At 73.8% G+C, this 15,366-nt stretch carries 15 protein-coding genes; 8 read left to right on the forward strand and 7 right to left on the reverse strand.

Annotation, left to right across the window (positions count from 1 at the left end; all coding sequences use genetic code 11):
- The first annotated feature begins 29 nt into the window (after positions 1-29).
- Positions 30-1,175 (forward strand): L-talarate/galactarate dehydratase, encoded by a 1,146-nt coding sequence (locus HGB44_RS16325; RefSeq protein WP_061078631.1) that lies wholly within the window; start codon positions 30-32, stop codon positions 1,173-1,175.
- Between the two features lie 162 nt (positions 1,176-1,337).
- Here HGB44_RS16325 and HGB44_RS16330 read toward each other — a convergent pair whose 3' ends face one another.
- Genes HGB44_RS16330 through HGB44_RS16340 form a run of 3 tightly spaced genes read right to left on the reverse strand, consistent with a single transcriptional unit; the run spans position 1,338 to position 3,849 of the window.
- Positions 1,338-2,630: a glycosyltransferase gene (locus HGB44_RS16330; protein WP_061078632.1), complete on the reverse strand. Its 1,293-nt coding sequence runs from the start codon at positions 2,628-2,630 to the stop codon at positions 1,338-1,340.
- Positions 2,627-3,241 (reverse strand): TetR/AcrR family transcriptional regulator, encoded by a 615-nt coding sequence (locus HGB44_RS16335; protein WP_061078633.1) that lies wholly within the window; start codon positions 3,239-3,241, stop codon positions 2,627-2,629. Before HGB44_RS16335 ends, HGB44_RS16330 begins: the two co-directional genes overlap by 4 nt.
- A gap of 59 nt (positions 3,242-3,300) precedes the next feature.
- On the reverse strand, positions 3,301-3,849 hold the full coding sequence (locus HGB44_RS16340) for a hypothetical protein (protein ID WP_061078634.1): 549 nt from the start codon (positions 3,847-3,849) through the stop codon (positions 3,301-3,303).
- 222 nt (positions 3,850-4,071) lie between these two features.
- On the opposite strand from HGB44_RS16340, the gene HGB44_RS16345 reads away from it, so the two are divergent.
- The gene (locus tag HGB44_RS16345; protein ID WP_061078635.1) at positions 4,072-4,728 is read left to right on the forward strand and encodes a flavin reductase family protein; all 657 of its coding nucleotides are present in this window, start codon (positions 4,072-4,074) and stop codon (positions 4,726-4,728) included.
- A gap of 58 nt (positions 4,729-4,786) precedes the next feature.
- Here the strand turns inward: HGB44_RS16345 and HGB44_RS16350 are convergent, their stop codons facing one another.
- A complete protein-coding gene (locus tag HGB44_RS16350) occupies positions 4,787-5,830 on the reverse strand; it encodes an NAD(P)-dependent alcohol dehydrogenase (RefSeq protein WP_061078636.1) in 1,044 nt (347 codons plus the stop codon).
- Positions 5,831-5,922: 92 nt separating this feature from the next.
- Here HGB44_RS16350 and HGB44_RS16355 point away from each other — a divergent pair, with 92 nt between their 5' ends.
- On the forward strand, positions 5,923-6,546 hold the full coding sequence (locus HGB44_RS16355; protein WP_231972229.1) for a TetR family transcriptional regulator: 624 nt from the start codon (positions 5,923-5,925) through the stop codon (positions 6,544-6,546).
- A 71-nt stretch (positions 6,547-6,617) separates the two neighbouring features.
- Here the strand turns inward: HGB44_RS16355 and HGB44_RS16360 are convergent, their stop codons facing one another.
- Positions 6,618-7,373 carry an ABC transporter permease gene (locus HGB44_RS16360; protein WP_061078638.1) on the reverse strand — a complete coding sequence of 252 codons (756 nt, stop codon included), beginning with the start codon at positions 7,371-7,373 and terminating at the stop codon, positions 6,618-6,620.
- Positions 7,363-8,190 (reverse strand): ABC transporter ATP-binding protein, encoded by an 828-nt coding sequence (locus HGB44_RS16365; protein ID WP_061078639.1) that lies wholly within the window; start codon positions 8,188-8,190, stop codon positions 7,363-7,365. The genes HGB44_RS16360 and HGB44_RS16365 overlap by 11 nt, the downstream gene beginning before the upstream one ends.
- Before the next feature lie 62 nt (positions 8,191-8,252).
- On the opposite strand from HGB44_RS16365, the gene HGB44_RS32465 reads away from it, so the two are divergent.
- The gene (locus tag HGB44_RS32465) at positions 8,253-8,993 is read left to right on the forward strand and encodes a TetR/AcrR family transcriptional regulator (protein WP_210751738.1); all 741 of its coding nucleotides are present in this window, start codon (positions 8,253-8,255) and stop codon (positions 8,991-8,993) included.
- A gap of 160 nt (positions 8,994-9,153) precedes the next feature.
- Positions 9,154-11,121: a M3 family metallopeptidase gene (locus tag HGB44_RS16375; protein WP_061078641.1), complete on the forward strand. Its 1,968-nt coding sequence runs from the start codon at positions 9,154-9,156 to the stop codon at positions 11,119-11,121.
- Positions 11,122-11,347: 226 nt separating this feature from the next.
- Here HGB44_RS16375 and gcvH read toward each other — a convergent pair whose 3' ends face one another.
- Positions 11,348-11,743 (reverse strand): glycine cleavage system protein GcvH, encoded by a 396-nt coding sequence (gene gcvH / locus HGB44_RS16380; RefSeq protein ID WP_061078642.1) that lies wholly within the window; start codon positions 11,741-11,743, stop codon positions 11,348-11,350.
- A 304-nt stretch (positions 11,744-12,047) separates the two neighbouring features.
- Here gcvH and HGB44_RS16385 point away from each other — a divergent pair, with 304 nt between their 5' ends.
- The 3 genes from HGB44_RS16385 to HGB44_RS16395 all read left to right on the forward strand — a co-directional run bounded on the left by HGB44_RS16385 (position 12,048) and on the right by HGB44_RS16395 (position 15,321).
- A complete protein-coding gene (locus HGB44_RS16385) occupies positions 12,048-12,815 on the forward strand; it encodes an enoyl-CoA hydratase/isomerase family protein (protein ID WP_061078643.1) in 768 nt (255 codons plus the stop codon).
- 78 nt (positions 12,816-12,893) lie between these two features.
- A complete protein-coding gene (locus HGB44_RS16390; RefSeq protein ID WP_061078644.1) occupies positions 12,894-13,478 on the forward strand; it encodes an immunity 21 family protein in 585 nt (194 codons plus the stop codon).
- 139 nt (positions 13,479-13,617) lie between these two features.
- A complete protein-coding gene (locus HGB44_RS16395) occupies positions 13,618-15,321 on the forward strand; it encodes a RelA/SpoT family protein (protein ID WP_061078645.1) in 1,704 nt (567 codons plus the stop codon).
- Positions 15,322-15,366 lie beyond the last annotated feature (45 nt).

Consider the following 15,366-nt stretch of genomic DNA (forward strand, 5'->3'; position numbering starts at 1 on the left):
GCCCGCACGACCACGAGCAAAGGACGTCCATGACCCCGCACGCCGGAGCGGCCACGCAGGACCGCATCACTAGCGTCACGATCTCCTCGGTCACCCTTCCCCTGGACACGCCCATCAGCGACGCCAAGGTCCTCACCGGGCGCCAGCGCCCGATGACCGAGGTCGCGATGCTCTTCGCCGAGATCACCACCGAGGCCGGTCACGAGGGCGTCGGGTTCGGCTACTCCAAGCGGGCGGGCGGCCCGGGACAGTTCGCCCACGCCCGGGAGGTGGCCTCCGTCCTGCTGGGGGAGGACCCCAGCGACACGGGCAAGATCTGGGACAAGCTCGTCTGGGCGGGCGCCTCGGTGGGCCGCAGCGGGCTGGCCACCCAGGCGATCGCGCCCTTCGACATCGCCCTGTGGGACCTCAAGGCCAAGCGGGCGGGCCTGCCGCTGGCCAAGCTCCTGGGCAGCTACCGCGACTCGGTGCGCTGCTACAACACCTCGGGCGGTTTCCTCCACGCGCCCGTCGAGGAGGTCAAGGAGAGGTCGGCCGCGGCGGTGGCCGACGGCATCGGCGGCATCAAGCTCAAGGTCGGCCACCCCGACAGCGCCACGGACCTGGCCCGGGTCGCGGCGGTGCGCGAGCACCTCGGGGACGGCGTGCCGCTGATGGTCGACGCCAACCAGCAGTGGTCGCGCGCCGACGCCCAGCGCATGTGCCGTGCCTTCGAGGAGTTCGGGCTGGTCTGGATCGAGGAGCCGCTGGACGCCCACGACTTCGAGGGCCACGGGCGCCTGGCCGCGACGTTCGACACCTCCATCGCCACCGGCGAGATGCTCACCAGCGTCGCCGAGCACGCCGAGCTGATCCGGCACGGGGGCGCGGACATCATCCAGCCCGACGCGCCCCGGATCGGCGGCATCACGCAGTTCCTCCAGGTCATGGCGATGGCCGACCGGCGCCACCTCCAGCTGGCCCCGCACTTCGCGATGGAGGTCCACATCCACCTGGCCGCGGCCTACCGGCACGAGCCCTGGGTGGAGCACTTCGAGTGGCTCGACCCCCTCTTCAACGAGCACCTGGAGATCTCTGGCGGGCGCATGCACCTCTCCGACCGGCCCGGACTGGGGGTGACTCTGAGCGATCAGGCGCGCGCGTGGACGGTCGACACCCACCAGGCCAAGGCCTGACCGCGGTGGTGTGAGGGCCGGGACCGGAGCGCGGTCCGGTCCCGGCCGGGGTGCCGTCTGAGCCGGGACCCGCACGGTTGGTCCGGCCCGGCCCGGGGCGAAGCCGGGCGCGGACCCTCCGGAGCCGTGGCTGACGGGGAACGCGGACGCCGCGGGCCCGGCTCAGGAGCCCCCGCGCCGGGCGACGACCTCCTCCAGCAGCCGCACGGCCGTGCCCGCGCCGTCCTCGGCGCGCACCCGTTCGCCCAGGACGCGCGCCCGTTCGGCGAGAGCGGGATCGCCGACCGCGCGGACCAGGGCCGAGGCCAGGGCGTCCGCGGTCAGGCGCTGGCCCCGCAGCGGGGTGACGGCGGCCCCGGCCGCGTGGGTCCGCTGCGCCCAGAACGGCTGGTCGCCCCAGAAGGGGCACCCGACCTGCGGTCTGCCCGCGGCGAGCGCGGCGCCGGTGGTCCCGGCGCCGCCGTGGTGCACGACCGCCGAGCACCGCGGGAACAGCCGCTCGTGCGGGGCCCCGTCGATGACCAGCACGTCGTTCCCACCGGCTCCGGCGGTGATGCCGCCCCGGCCCGAGGCGACGACCGCGCGAACCCCGGCCCGGCGCACGGCCTCGCCCACCACGCGCCCGGTGGCCGCGGGATCGGCCGTGGGCAGGCTGCTGAACCCGATGAACACCGGCGGCCCCCCGGCGCCCAGGAACGCCTCCAGGTCCGGGGAGGGCCGCCACCGCGTGTCCGTCGGCGGGAACCAGAAGCCGGTGGTGCGCACCCGCGGCGGATAGTGCGTACGCGGCGGGAGCAGGTGGCGGCTGAACGCCTGGAGCACGGTGGAGGGTCTCCCGTCCGGCTGGCGCAGCGGGTCGTGGCGCCCGGCCCTTCGGGGCAGGCCCAGTCCGTCCCGGAACTCCTCGGCCACCGCGCGCTGTCCGCGCAGGGCCAGGGCGGTCAGCCGGTAGGTCAGCGGGTTGAGCGCCGGGGGCGCCCACCGCGGCCAGGGCACGCCGGGGGCGGGGAAGGCGCGGGTGGGCACCCAGGAGGGCTGGAGGGCCACCGGGACGGAGGGCACGCCCAGGCGTTCGGCGATGTGCCCTCCCGGCATGCCGGGGATGTGCACGACCACGTCCGCGTCCTCGTCGGTGAGCAGGGCCGTGTCGTCGTGGACCCTGCGCATGAGCGGGGTGATCCTGCGCAGGAGCGCGGCGGCGTGCACGGCGCCGCGCAGCCCCCGCAGTCCGGTCTCCATCACGCCGTTCAGCCCGGGATCGCCCATGAGGGCGTTGGGGCCGTCGTCCACCGGGCGGTAGGCGACGTCGTACTCGGCGGCCAGCGGGGCGGCGGACGCGGGGCCCGCGACCACGCTGGTGTGCCCGGCCGCGTCCAGGGCCCTGGCCAGGGCCAGGAAGGGCTGGACGTCTCCGCGGGTGCCGTGAGTGAGCAGGAGGGCGTGCACGCCGGTCATTCCTTCCGGGGGGTGAGACCCCGCGCGACGATGTCGATCAGCAGGTCGAGGGTCTGGTGGTAGTGCTCCGGCGCCGCCAGCCGGTCGGCGTTCACGGGCAGGAGCAGGACGGCCTGGAGGACGCCGACGATGGCGGCCGGGTGGGCGTCCACCAGTTCGCCCGTCCCGCGCCGGGCGTCCACGAACGCGCCCAGCGCGGCGGCGGGGCTGTCGGGGGAGGAGGCGGCCCGGGACGGGGCGACCCTGCGCGCGACCGCGTCCATCTCCTCGGGGTGGGTCACGAGCCGTCCGTACAGGGGGTTGTCGGCCAGCTCGTCCAGGCTGGCGCGCAGGAACCGCCGCAGTCCCTCGCGGGTGTCGTCGGTGCTGGTCAGGGCCTCGTCGATGACGCGCTCCCTGACCTCGGCCATCTGGCGCAGCATCAGCTCCAGGTAGAGGGCCTCCTTGGAGTCGAAGAAGGCGTAGAAGCTGCTCTTGGCGATACCGGCGGGCGCGACCAGCTCCTCCAGGGAGGTCTTGCGCAGTCCCCGGGTGGTGAACAGGGCGCGTCCGGACTCCAGCAGCAGGTTGGTGATGCGTTCCTTCTCCTGCGCGGAGAACGCGGGTGGCACGGTGGTTCCTCCCTCGGTGGCGGTGTCCGCGGGCGGTGCCCGCGGACGGTGGTTCCCGGTCAGCGTGCGGCGGCCGGTGCGCGCCCGTCCCGCCCGCCGTGCCGGTGGCCGGTCAGGGACAGGGGGAGCGAACGCCAGCGTGCCACGGCGACCACGACCGCGGTGACCACCGCCATGGCCAGGCCCAGGGGGAGCACGGTGGCCAGCCCGTCCGCGCCGGAGTTGGCGACGGCCCAGGCGATCTTGACCACCAGCCCGCCGTTGACGACGACCAGGCCCCAGCCCAGGGAGCGGTACCAGAACGCCGCGCACAGCGAGCCGAGCAGCGCGGGCACCAGCGGCAGGGTGGCCCAGGTGACCCAGGTGGGGTCCGTGAACAGCTCCCTCTCCATCTCCAGGACCCCGGCCATGGCCGGGTCGATCTCCTCGGGCGCGGGGAACCAGAAGAAGCTGGAGAGCATGGCCACCATGGTCAGCGCCAGCGGCGCGGGCCTGCGCGTCCAGCAGAAGTAGGCGATGGGCAGGAAGAACAGCGGTCGGACGTACCAGCTCAGCGGGTTGAGGTGGCGCGGCCAGGCCCAGGCGAGGAAGTCGGTGAGCAGGTCCATGGGGGTTCCGTTCGACGAGTGTCCGAAACCATGAAAACACTTTGGATTTTTGTTTTCAAGAGGGTGCGCGGGCGCCGTCGTTCGGGCGAGGGGCCGACGGTCGGCGTCCGTAGCCCGTCGCCGAACGGTGTCGTGAGGGCGGACGCGGGCGCCGCGGCCTCCGTACCGGGGCCGGGAACAGTTCGGCCGCGACCGAAGCGTCGGCCTCCTAGAGTCCCGGTCATGACCACCGACCAGCGAACGGAGCCGGGGCGCGCCGCCCCGGCCGCTCCCCTCGCCCACCGCACCATCCGACCGCGCATCCTCTACTTCGGCACCCCCGTGGTGCTGATCTCCACCGTCAACGACGACGGCACCCCCAACCTCGCCCCGATCTCCTCGGCCTGGGCCCTGGGGTACCTGCTGGTGCTGGGACTGGGGGCCACCGGGCAGACCGCGCGCAACCTGGCGGCGCGCCCCGAACTCGTGGCCAGCTTCCCCGCCGCCGAGGACTGGGCGAGCGTCGAGCGGCTGGCGCCGCTCACCGGGCGCGATCCCGTGCCCCCGGGCAAGCCGCCGGGCTGCCGCTTCGAGGCCGACAAGTTCGCCGCCGCGGGCCTGACCCCGCAGGAGTCACAGCGGGTCGCGCCGCCCCGCGTGGCCGAGTGCCCGCTGCAGCTGGAGGCCCGGGCGGTGCGCGTGGACGCCGACGCCTCGGGCGAGCTCACCGTGGTCCAGGCCGAGGTGCTGCGGGTGCACGCGGACGAACGCCTGGTGGTGCCCGGGACCGACCACGTCGACCCCGCGCGCTGGAACCCGCTGATCTACAACTTCCGCCACTACTTCGGGCTGGGGCGCCAGCACGGGCACTCCCACCGCTCGGAGACGCCCGGCTCCTGAGCGGACGGCCGCCGACGGCCACGGGGGTGTCAGCGGAGCGGCCCGGCCGGGCCCGCGCTCAGTCCAGGTCGGACATGTCGAGCACGAAGCGGTGGCGGACGTCGTTGCGCTCCAGGCGTTCGAGAGCCGTGTTCACCCGGGACGACGGCAGCAGCTCGATGTCGGCGGTGATGCCGTGTTCTGCGCAGAAGTCCAGCATGGCGGCGGTGGACGGGCGGCCGCCGCTGCCCGCGGAGCTGAGGCTCTTGCGGCCGATGAGCAGGTCGGCGGTGTCGACGGTGACGGGGCCGAGGTGGCCGAGGTGGCTGAGGGTGCCGTCCATGGCGACCGTGCCCAGGTAGGGGGCCAGGTCGTGGGGGACGGAGACGGTGTCGACGACCACGTCGAACCGGTCCCGGACGGCTTCCATCCGCCCGGCGTCGGTGGAGAGGACGAACCCGTCGGCGCCGAGGCCGTGGGCCTCCTCGGCCTTGTCCGGGCTGCGGCTGATGACGGAGGTCGTGGCGCCGAGCGCGACGGCCAGTTTGACGGCGAGGTGGCCCAGACCGCCCAGCCCGGCCACGGCGACCGTGCTGCCCGGGCCCACTCCGAGGGCCCGCAGGGGTTCCCACACGGTGACGCCGGCACAGAGCAGGGGGGCCGCTCCGGCCGGGTCGAGGCCCTCGGGCAGCCGGTAGGCGAACCCCTCGCGGACGAGGTACTCGCGGGAGTAGCCGCCCAGGGTGGTCGTCCCGTCCCGCCGGTCGCTGCCGCCGTAGGTCAGGGTCGGGAACTCGCGGCAGAAGTTCTCCTGGCCGGCCCGGCACATGGGGCACGTCCCGCAGGAGTCGACGATGTTGCCGACGGCCACGGGGTCACCCGGGGCGAAGCCGGTGACCGCGCCGCCGACCTCGCTCACCGTGCCCGTGAACTCGTGCCCCGGCACCAGGACCCCGTCCGCGTCGCTCCCGTGCGCGCGCAGGGCGTGCAGGTCGCTGAAGCAGACGCCGCAGTAGTCCACGCGTACCGCGACGTCGTCCGGGCGCAGGTCCCGCCGCTGGAGGGATGCGCGTCGCAGGGCGCGTGTCGCGGGGTCCGCCTGCCAACCGGTGGTGGTGCGCATCTCTCTCCTTAAACAGACTGTTCGGTCTATTTGACCCTAGGCGGGCCGGGCCGATTCCGCAAACAAACCGGTCTGTCTGCTAGCGTGAGGCCATGCCTGAGCAGCCGATGCCCGACCAGCCGTCGAGCGCGCGCGGAGCCGCGACCTACCAGCGGATCATCGACGCCGCCACACGGGAGTTCGCCCGGTACGGCATCGCCGGAGCCCGCGTCGAGCGGATCACCGCCGCCGCCCGGACCAACAAGGCGCAGCTCTACGGCTACTTCGGCAACAAGGAACGGCTCTTCGACGCGATCTTCTTCGCCTCGCTGGAGCGCATCACCAACGTCGCCCCCATCGACGCCGAGGACCTGGCCGACTGGGCCGTGCGCCTCTACGACGAGTACCTCGCCCGCCCCGACCTCATCCGCCTCGCCACCTGGGCCCGTCTGGAGCGGCGTCCGGAAGGACACCTCGTCGCGGAGCACGAGCGCCACGACGACCACAAGCTCCGCGCGATCGCCGAGGCCCAGTCCGCCGGGCGCGTCAGGCGGGGCGACCCCTTCGACGTGATGGCCGTGGTCATCGCCATGTCCATGGCCTGGTCGCCGGTGAGCAACGTCTACGCCGCCACCGCGGCGGAGCCCCCGGACGTGCACGACCAGCGGCGCGCCCTGCTGCGGGACTGCGTCCGCCGCGCCGTCGCCCCGGGACAGGAGGCGTCAGCGGGGACGTGAGCCGGGGGCCGACGGCCGACGACGCACCGCGCCCCGGGCGGCGAGCGGTGCCCTCATGACCGCATCCGGCGTTACCCCCGGAGCTCCCCGAGGCCGCGGCCGACGCGGACGCAGGCCAGAACGCCCGCGACCGCTCCGGCCGCGGTGAGGACCAGGGCCGCGCGGAACACGGCCGCGGCGTCCCCGGCGACGGCGGCCCCGAACATGGCCATCGCCCAGTACCCGGGGGAGAACGGGGCCGCGGCCTGCGCCCAGGCGGGCATCATGGAGAGCGGCGCGAGGGCCCCGCCGAGGGCGCTCACGGCCAGGGCGCCGACGTCGCAGACGGCGGCGAGCTCCCCGTGGCCGCGCACGACGCCCGCCAGCGCGACGCCGACCGCCAGGAGGGCGAAGGCCCACACGCAGACCGCGAACAGCAGGAGCGCCGGTGTTCCTGCGACCGGCATGCCCACGACCCGGGCGCCGAAGAGCAGGAGCAGCCCCTGCTGGAGGACCAGGAGCGCGAAGACGGGCAGCGCCTTGCCGAGCAGCATCTCCACGACCGACGCCGGGCTCGCGCGCAGGCGGTTCCAGGTGCGCCAGGTGCGTTCGCTCAGCAGCGCGGTGCCCACGACCGACAGCGACAGCACCGAGAACATGACGAGCATGCCGGTGACCGCCTGCGTCTGCCCGCCGTCGGGCAGCGCCGCACGGTAGAGCGGGCTGAAGACGAGCATGAGCACCATGGGCATGACCAGGTAGCTGACGAGGTGCCCGGGGTCGCGCAGCCGGAGCACCGTGTTGTGGCGGACCAGCAGCGCCAGCCGCCGCGCGGGTTCAGTGCGCACGGGCCACCGCCCGGTACAGGTCGTCGAGGGTGGGCTGGCGCAGGTCCACGGCGCGCACCGGCCGGGCGTGTTCGGTGAGCATCCGCGCCAGGGTGGCGGTGGGGTCGGTGGTGGGCACGCGCACCTCCTCGTCGTCGAAGGTCAGGCGCACCTCTCCGGGCAGGCCGTCGAGCAGCTCCGGGGCGCTGCCCCGGGAGAGGATCCGGCCCCCGTGCGCCACGGCGATGCTGGCGCCCAGTTCGGTGAGTTCGGGCAGGTAGTGGGTGGTGTACACGACCGTCGCGCCCCGCGCGGCCCGGGCGCGCACCGCGTCGAGGAGGGCCTGCCGGGTCTCGGGGTCCACACCCGCGGTCGGCTCGTCCAGGAGCAGGAGGGAGGGGCGGTGGACCATCGCCGCGGCGGCCTGGACGCGGCGCTGCTGGCCTCCGGAGAGCACGCCCACCCGGCGGTCGAGGAAGCCGGTGAGCCGGAGCGCGTCGGCGATCTCGTCGACGGCCGCGTCCAGGGGCCGGCGGCGCAGGCCGTGCAGGCCGCCGAACAGGCGCAGGGTCTCCCGGGGCGTGACGGTCGGGTACAGCGCGAGGTGCTGGGGCGCCAGGCCGAGGAGGCGCCGGGCGGCCCGGGGCGGCTTTCCGCCGATCAGCACCCGGCCGCCGTCGGGGCGCAGCAGGCCCGAGACGACATGGGCGAACGTGGTCTTCCCGGCTCCGTTGTGGCCCACCAGTCCGACGATCTCGCCGGGTTCGGCGACCAGTGTGAAACCGTCCAGGGCGCGGACGGATCCGAATTCCTTGACCAGGGATAACGCTTCCAGCATGGGGGGTTTCCTCGATTTGTCCGTAGGATTTCGTGAAGTTGTATACGGTGTAGACTATGGCTGTGCGCAAGATCAAGCAAGAAAGAAGGCCGGAGATCCTCGACGCCGCCCTGCGGCTCTCGGAGGAGCGGGGGCTGGCGGCCGTGTCGATGCGCGCGGTCGCGGCCGACATCGGCCTCACCCCGATGGCCCTGTACGGGTACTTCGAGGGCAAGGAGGCGCTCCTGGACGGACTCGTCGGCCGCCTGCTGCGGGAGCTGCCCCTGCCCGGCTCCGAGCCCGACCCCCGAACCGACACCGACACCGACACCGACCCCGGATCCCGGCCCGACCGCGATCCCGACCACGGTTCCGCCCCCGCGCCCGGCCCCGATTCCGGCTGGCGCGACCGGCTGCTGGCCTGCGCCCGCGGGGCCCGCGCGCTGGCGCACCGGTACCCGCGGACGTTCCCCCTGCTGCTGGACCGGCCCGCCGAGCTCCCGGAGGCGATGCGGGTCGTGGACGCGCTCTACGCGGCCCTGCTGGACGCGGGTGTGCCGGACGCGCAGGTGGCGGCCCTGGAGCGGATGATCAGCACGTTCGTCCTGGGCTTCGCGGTCTCGGAGGTCAACGGCCGCTTCGGGGAGGGCAGTCTCGGCACGCGCGGACGCCGCGGGCTGGCGGACCCCCGGCAGGTGCCCGCGCACCACCGGCTCGGCGAGGTGCTGGACCGCCCGGTCGACTGGGACGCCGAGTTCGAGGAGGGGCTGGGCAGACTGCTGGAGGTGGTCGAGAGGTCGGCGGCGCCCCGGGCACACGGGTGACACGGGACGGGGAGCAAGGTAGAACAGCACGAGCGCCCCGAGCGCCGGAGCCCGCCCGGCCGAGAACCCTGACGCCGGGGAGTCCGGTGCTTCACCCAGAGCTCCGCCGCACACGACCGCGGGGGAGCGGGGCGGTACCGACGAACGAGGAGCACGATCCTTGACCGACAACCCGTTCCTGTCCCCGAGCGAGCTTCCCTACCGGCTCCCCGACTTCGCGGCCATCCGCGAGGAGCACTTCCTGCCCGCCTTCGACAAGGGCGTGGCCGAGCACCTCGCGGAGGTGGACGCGATCGTCCGCGACCCGCAGCCCCCGACCTTCGACAACACCATCGCGGCGCTGGAGCGATCCGGCGCGCTCCTGGCCAGGGTGGAGACCGTCCTGCACACCCTGGCCGGTTCCGACGCCACCGACGGCATCGAGGAGATCGAGCGGGAGATCGCCCCCAGGGCCGCGCAGCACCGGGACGCCATCTCGCTGAACCGGGACCTGTGGGAGCGCGTTCGGCAGGTCACCACCTCCGACCCGCAGGAGGCCTGGCTGCTGGAGCGGTACCGCCTCGACTTCGTCAAGGCGGGCGCCGACCTGGACGACGACCAGCAGGCCCGGCTGCGCGAGCTCAACACCGAACTCGCCGGGCTGAGCACCGAGTTCTCCCGCAACGTGGTCCGGGCCACCCGCGAGGCCTCCCTCGTCACCGGCGACGTCTCCGACCTCGACGGCCTGGACGAGGCGCACATCAGCGCGATCGAGCGGGACGGGGAGTACGTCCTGCCCCTGCTCAACACCACCGTGCAGCCCGCGCTGGCCCAGCTCACCAACCGCGCCACCCGCGAGCGGCTCTACACCCTGAGCGCCGAGCGCGCTCCCGAGAACCTCGACATCGCCGCGCGCATGGCCGTCCTGCGCGCCGAACGGGCCGCGCTGCTCGGCTACCCCGACCACGCGGCCTACACCGTCGCCGACCAGACCGCCAAGACCGTCGACGCGGTCGAGGAGCGGCTCGGCCAGCTGGTCGGGCCCGCCCGGCGCAACGTCGAGAAGGAGGCCCGTGCCCTGGCCGAGCACGCCGGGCACGACATCGAGCCCTGGGACTGGCCCTTCTACGCCGAGCAGGTGCGCAGGGAGCGCTACGACTTCGACGACAGCGTCCTGCGCCCCTACTTCGAGCTGGGCAGGGTGGTCGAGGACGGCGTCTTCCACGCCGCGACGCTGCTGTACGGGATCACCTTCGCCGAGCGGGCCGACCTGCGGGGCTACCACGAGGACGTGCGGGTGTGGGAGGTGTTCGACCGGGACGGCTCGCCCCTGGGGCTGTTCCTGCTGGACCCCTACGCCAGGCCGACCAAGCGCGGCGGCGCGTGGATGCACAACCTGGTCGACCAGTCCTTCCTGCTGGACGAGCGGCCGGTGGTGGTGAACAACCTCAACATCACCAAGCCCGCCTCGGGCCCAACCCTGCTCACCTTCGACGAGGTCGAGACGGCCTTCCACGAGTTCGGCCACGCCCTGCACGGGCTGCTGTCGGCCGTGCGGTTCCCGCGCGTGCAGGGCACGAGCGTGCCGCGCGACTTCGTGGAGTTCCCCTCCCAGGTCAACGAGATGTGGGCGACCTGGCCGGAGGTCCTGGCCCACTACGCCCGCCACCACGAGACCGGTGAGCCGGTGCCCGCGGAACTCGTCGAGCGCCTGACGGCCGCCCGCCAGTTCAACCAGGGCTTCGCGACCTTCGAGTACCTGGCCGCGGCGCTCCTGGACTGGTCGTGGCACCGCCTGGCCCCGGGCGAGGCGGTGGAGGACCCGGCCTCCTTCGAGGCGCGCGCCCTGGAGGCCGCGGGAGCCCTGCACCCCCTGGTCCGCCCGCGTTACCGGTCCGCGTACTTCATGCACGTGTTCGCCAACGGCTACAGCGCGGGCTACTACTCCTACGTGTGGAGCGAGGTCCTGGACGCCGAGAGCGTGGAGTGGTTCACCGAGAACGGCGGCCTCACCCGGGAGGGCGGGGACCGCTTCCGGGAGAGGGTGCTGTCCGTGGGCGGCGGCGTGGACCCCATGGAGGCGGTCCGCGACTTCCTGGGCCGCGAGCCCCGGATGGAGCCCCTGCTGGCCCGCCGCGGGCTGGCCTGACCCCCGGCTGAGCGGCCGGGGCCGATCCGGTTTACGGCCGACCCGTCGGCGGATCCGCCCCCGCGGCCGAGCCCGGCCCGGGCGCACCGGGAGGCGGTGCGCCCGGGCCCCTCAGGGTCCGTGTCCCGCGGGCCCGGCCCCGCCGCCCGCGCGGCCGGGCCCCGGCAGGGGGCGGGACACCGACCGGCGGGGACCCGACGGGCCCGCGGAGGAGAGGGTGCGAGCCCTACTCCTCGGCCTCCTCGCGGATCAGCTTCCCGTAGGCCTCGGCGTCGAGCAGCGCGTCCACCGCCTCCGGGTCCGCGGGCCTGACCAGGAAGAGCCAGCAGTCGTAGGGGTCGTCGTTGACCTGCTCGGGCTCCTCCGCGAGTTCGGTGTTGACCTCGGTGACCTCGCCCCTGAACGGCGCGTAGAACTCCGACACGGCCTTGACCGACTCCACCGTTCCCACCGGTTCCTCGGCGTCGACCCGCGCTCCGACTTCGGGCAGCTCCAGAAAGACCACGTCGCCCAGCTGCCGCTGGGCGTAGTCGGTCAGTCCGACGGCGACCGTGCCGCCGGACTCGCGGCGGACCCATTCGTGGGACGTGGTGTAGAGCAGGTCGCCCGGGATGCTGGCCATGGCAGGCCCCTTCGTGTCTTTACGTGTGCCAAGCGCGATCACCCCTGGTGGGAGACCGGCAAGGCCAGTGTGCTGGACCGGCGGTCGCCCGGGGGCGCCTTTGGCGCAACCGGGGAGAGGTGTCGCCCCGGCGGCCCCCGGCACACGCCCGAAGGCGTGGCGCGGGCGGACTCCTGAGCCGGGTTCGTCTGTTTCGTCCGGCCTGGGGCGCGCGGGCGCCCGGGAGGAGGGGCGGCCGTCCGCGGTCGGCGTACTGGTCGGTAACCTCGTTGTCGGTCACACCGAACGCACGGGAAGGCGTCCGATGAGCGAGGAACTGTCCGTCCGCCTCGACGGCCACGTCGCCGTCCTGGAGATCCACCGGCCGCCCAACAACCACTTCGACCACGCCGTCCTCAAGGAGCTGGCGGACACCGCCGAGGAGCTGGTCGCCACCGGGGACCGCCGCGCCCTCGTGGTGTGCTCGGAGGGCAAGAACTTCTGCGCCGGGGTGGACTTCGCGGCGGGCGGGGTCGGCGACACCCCGGTCCGGACCCTCAGTGCCATCTACGGCGAGGCGCTGCGCCTGTTCTCCCTGCCGGTGCCCGTGGTCGCCGCCGTCCAGGGCGCGGCGGTGGGCGGCGGCCTGGGCCTGGCCTGCGCGGCGGACTTCCGGGTGGCCGCGCCCTCCACCCGCTTCCACGCCAACTTCGGGCTCCTGGGCCTGCACCAGGGCTTCGGGCTGAGCGTGTCCCTGCCCGCGATCGTCGGCCGCCAGAAGGCCGCCGACATGTTCTACACCGCCCGCCGGGTGACCGGCACCGAGGCCCACGCCATCGGCCTGGCCGACCTGCTGGTGGACGAGGACGCCCTGCGGCGGGCGGCGGTGGACCACGCCCACCGCGTCGCCGCCTCCGCCCCGCTGGCCGTGCGCTCGATGAAGGCCACGCTCCGCGCCGACCTGCTCGCCGCGCTGCCCGCCGCCCTGGACCGGGAGGTCGCGGAGCAGAGCGGGCAGCTCGGCACCAAGGACCACGAGGCCGGGGTCAGCGCCTCCCTCGCCCGGGTCAGGCCCGCCTTCACCGGGGAGTAGTCGGCGCGGCCCCGGTACACGGCAGGGGCACCGCCGACCGTGGCTGGACTGTCGCTGGCCGGGAACACACTCGGTGCCATGAGTTCTCGGATCGGAGCCAACGAGCCCCGTAGCCCCCTTGCGTGGATCGAGTCCATGGGCGGCCCGCTGCTCGCTGTCCCCGTCTCCCTGCTCTCCGCGTGGGAGGGCTGTACCGAGACGGGGATGATCTGGGGGGAGACGGACACCCCTGACGACTACGATCGGGCCTGCGCCGTGGACGGCCTGGCCGGGGTGATCGCCGTGGGAGACGGCGACGGGCGGGCGCTGGTCCTGGGGGACGGTCCCGACCCCGGTTGCTACCTGCCTGAGCACCGTGCTTTCCTGCGCTGGATCGCCGCCGACTCCGAGGCCGACCTGAGAGCCGCGGCCGAGGCGGTCCTGGCCGATTCCGCCGTGGAATGGGAGGAGTGCGGTGTCTGGGTGACGGACGGTCCCGTCATCCTCATGGACTCCGTCACCCCGGGGTCCTCTCCAGACACCGTCCACCCCGGAGAAGGGTCGCCCGAGCGTGCTCCTGTCCCGCTGTCCGCCGGTCGGTGGAGAGTGAGCGCCGCCCACACCCGGACCGACGAGGGGACTCAGGTCAGCCTGGTGCGGCTCCTGCCTGCCGGGGACCTTTGAGGCCGGGGGCCCGGTCACGGGTCTGCGGCCGGTGGTGCGTGCGGCGTCTGGGGGTGCGGACTCCGGATTCCCGGCCCCACCGAGGCCGCCGGTCACTACACTGGTGCAACTCGAAACAGCGTGCGGACAGGGGGTCGCGATGGGTGCACCCGATGTGACGGCGTCCACCCAGTGGTGGCAGGGGCTCAACGCGGCCAAGGCCACCTCCACCCCCGCCGACCGGGTCCGGTCCCTGGTCAGGGAGCACCAGCGCTGGTATCCCAAGGCCGACGTGGCGCTGCTGAGCCGGGCCTACGCCGTCGCCGAGCACCTGCACAAGGAGCAGAAGCGCAAGAGCGGCGAGCCGTTCATCATCCACCCGGTGGCCGTGGCCACCATCCTCGCCGAGATGGGTCTGGACACCGCGACACTGGTCGCCGCGCTCCTGCACGACACGGTGGAGGACACCCCCTTCAGCCTGGCCCACCTCGCGGCGGAGTTCGGGACCGAGGTCGGCGTCATGGTGGACGGCGTCACCAAGGTGGACCGGTCCATGTACGGCAGCGCGGCGGCGGGGGAGACCTTCCGCAAGATGGTGGTGGCCGCCCGCGACGACCTGCGCGTGCTGCTGATCAAGCTCGCCGACCGGCTCCACAACCTGCGCACCCTCCAGTTCCAGCCCCCGCACAAGCGCGTCAAGATCGCCCAGGGCACCCGGGAGCTCCTCATCCCCCTCGCGGAGAGGCTGGGCGTGTACCGGCTCAAGCGCGACCTGGAGGACCTGTGCTTCGAGTACCTGGAGGGAGAGGACTTCGAGCGGGTCAGCGCCCGTGTGCGCAGGGTCCGTGAGAGTTGCGCCCACGAGGTCGACGCGCTGCGCGTCTCCCTGCGCGACGGCCTGGCCTCCTTCCGGGTCAAGGCGCGGGTGGAGGTGCGCTCCCGCCACCCGTACTCGGTGTTCACCTCCGGCACCGGCCTGACCGCCGACCCCGACCCGCTGGACACCGTCCGGTACGTGGTCGTCGTCAAGGGGGACGAGCGCAACGCCTACCTGGCCCTGGGGGCGGTCCACGGGAGGTGGAAGCCCTACCCGGCGAAGTTCCGCGACTTCATCGCCACCCCCCGGTACAACCTGTACCGGGCGCTGCACACCACCGTCCTCACCGAGTCCGGCCGCCGTGTGCAGATCATCATCTGCGACTCCCACGCCCAGCAGGTCTCCGAGTACGGCATCATCGCCGACATCCGCCAGGCCACCGGCAGGGACGGCCGCCTGACGACCGAGCGCACCACCGACCCGGAGTGGCTGACCCGGCTGCTCGGGTGGCAGGAGCAGGCCTCGGCCGAGGAACTGCTGGAGGGCGTGCGCACCGACCTGGCCGACAGCATCACCGTGCTCACCGGGCAGGGCGAGGTCCTCACCCTGCCCGAGGGCGCCACACCGGTCGACGTGGCCTACGCGCTCGGCGCCGACACCGGCGACCGCTACTCGGCGGCGGCCATCGACGGCCGCCTGGTCAGCCCCGCGACCCGGGTCCGGGAGGGGGACACGGTGCACATCATCACCAAGTCCGAACCCGCGCCGGACCGCGGGTGGCTGGAGTCGGTCAGGACCGGCAGGGCGCGGGTCGCGATCGCCGCCTGGCACCGCACGCGCGCCCACGAGCAGGCGGAGCACACCGGCAGGGAGAGGATGATCGCCCTGGTGGGGGCGGACCGGCTCATCGAGGCCGAGTCGTCGGGAGCGATGACCGGGGTGGCGCGCCGTTCGGGCTACCCGTCCCTGGAGGAGCTCTACGTGGCCCTGGGGTACGAGCAGGTCAGCTCCGAGGACGTGGCCGCCCTCCTGCTGCCGTTGGCCTGACGGCGGCCCGGCACGGGTCCCGCCCGAACCGAGCCGGGGCCTTCG

Origin of the sequence: Nocardiopsis alborubida, from assembly GCF_012396365.1 — a bacterium.
Classification (GTDB): domain Bacteria; phylum Actinomycetota; class Actinomycetes; order Streptosporangiales; family Streptosporangiaceae; genus Nocardiopsis; species Nocardiopsis alborubida.

Bases quoted from the DNA above. Each gene is read 5' to 3' on its own strand.
- HGB44_RS16325 (WP_061078631.1), top strand. From the start codon at position 30: ATGACCCCGCACGCCGGAGCGGCCACGCAGGACCGCATCACTAGCGTC.
- HGB44_RS16330 (WP_061078632.1), bottom strand. From the start codon at position 2,630: ATGACCGGCGTGCACGCCCTCCTGCTCACTCACGGCACCCGCGGAGAC.
- HGB44_RS16340 (WP_061078634.1), bottom strand. From the start codon at position 3,849: ATGGACCTGCTCACCGACTTCCTCGCCTGGGCCTGGCCGCGCCACCTC.
- HGB44_RS16345 (WP_061078635.1), top strand. From the start codon at position 4,072: ATGACCACCGACCAGCGAACGGAGCCGGGGCGCGCCGCCCCGGCCGCT.
- HGB44_RS16350 (WP_061078636.1), bottom strand. From the start codon at position 5,830: ATGCGCACCACCACCGGTTGGCAGGCGGACCCCGCGACACGCGCCCTG.
- HGB44_RS16355 (WP_231972229.1), top strand. From the start codon at position 5,923: ATGCCTGAGCAGCCGATGCCCGACCAGCCGTCGAGCGCGCGCGGAGCC.
- HGB44_RS16365 (WP_061078639.1), bottom strand. From the start codon at position 8,190: ATGCTGGAAGCGTTATCCCTGGTCAAGGAATTCGGATCCGTCCGCGCC.
- gcvH (WP_061078642.1), bottom strand. From the start codon at position 11,743: ATGGCCAGCATCCCGGGCGACCTGCTCTACACCACGTCCCACGAATGG.
- HGB44_RS16385 (WP_061078643.1), top strand. From the start codon at position 12,048: ATGAGCGAGGAACTGTCCGTCCGCCTCGACGGCCACGTCGCCGTCCTG.
- HGB44_RS16390 (WP_061078644.1), top strand. From the start codon at position 12,894: ATGAGTTCTCGGATCGGAGCCAACGAGCCCCGTAGCCCCCTTGCGTGG.
- HGB44_RS16395 (WP_061078645.1), top strand. From the start codon at position 13,618: ATGGGTGCACCCGATGTGACGGCGTCCACCCAGTGGTGGCAGGGGCTC.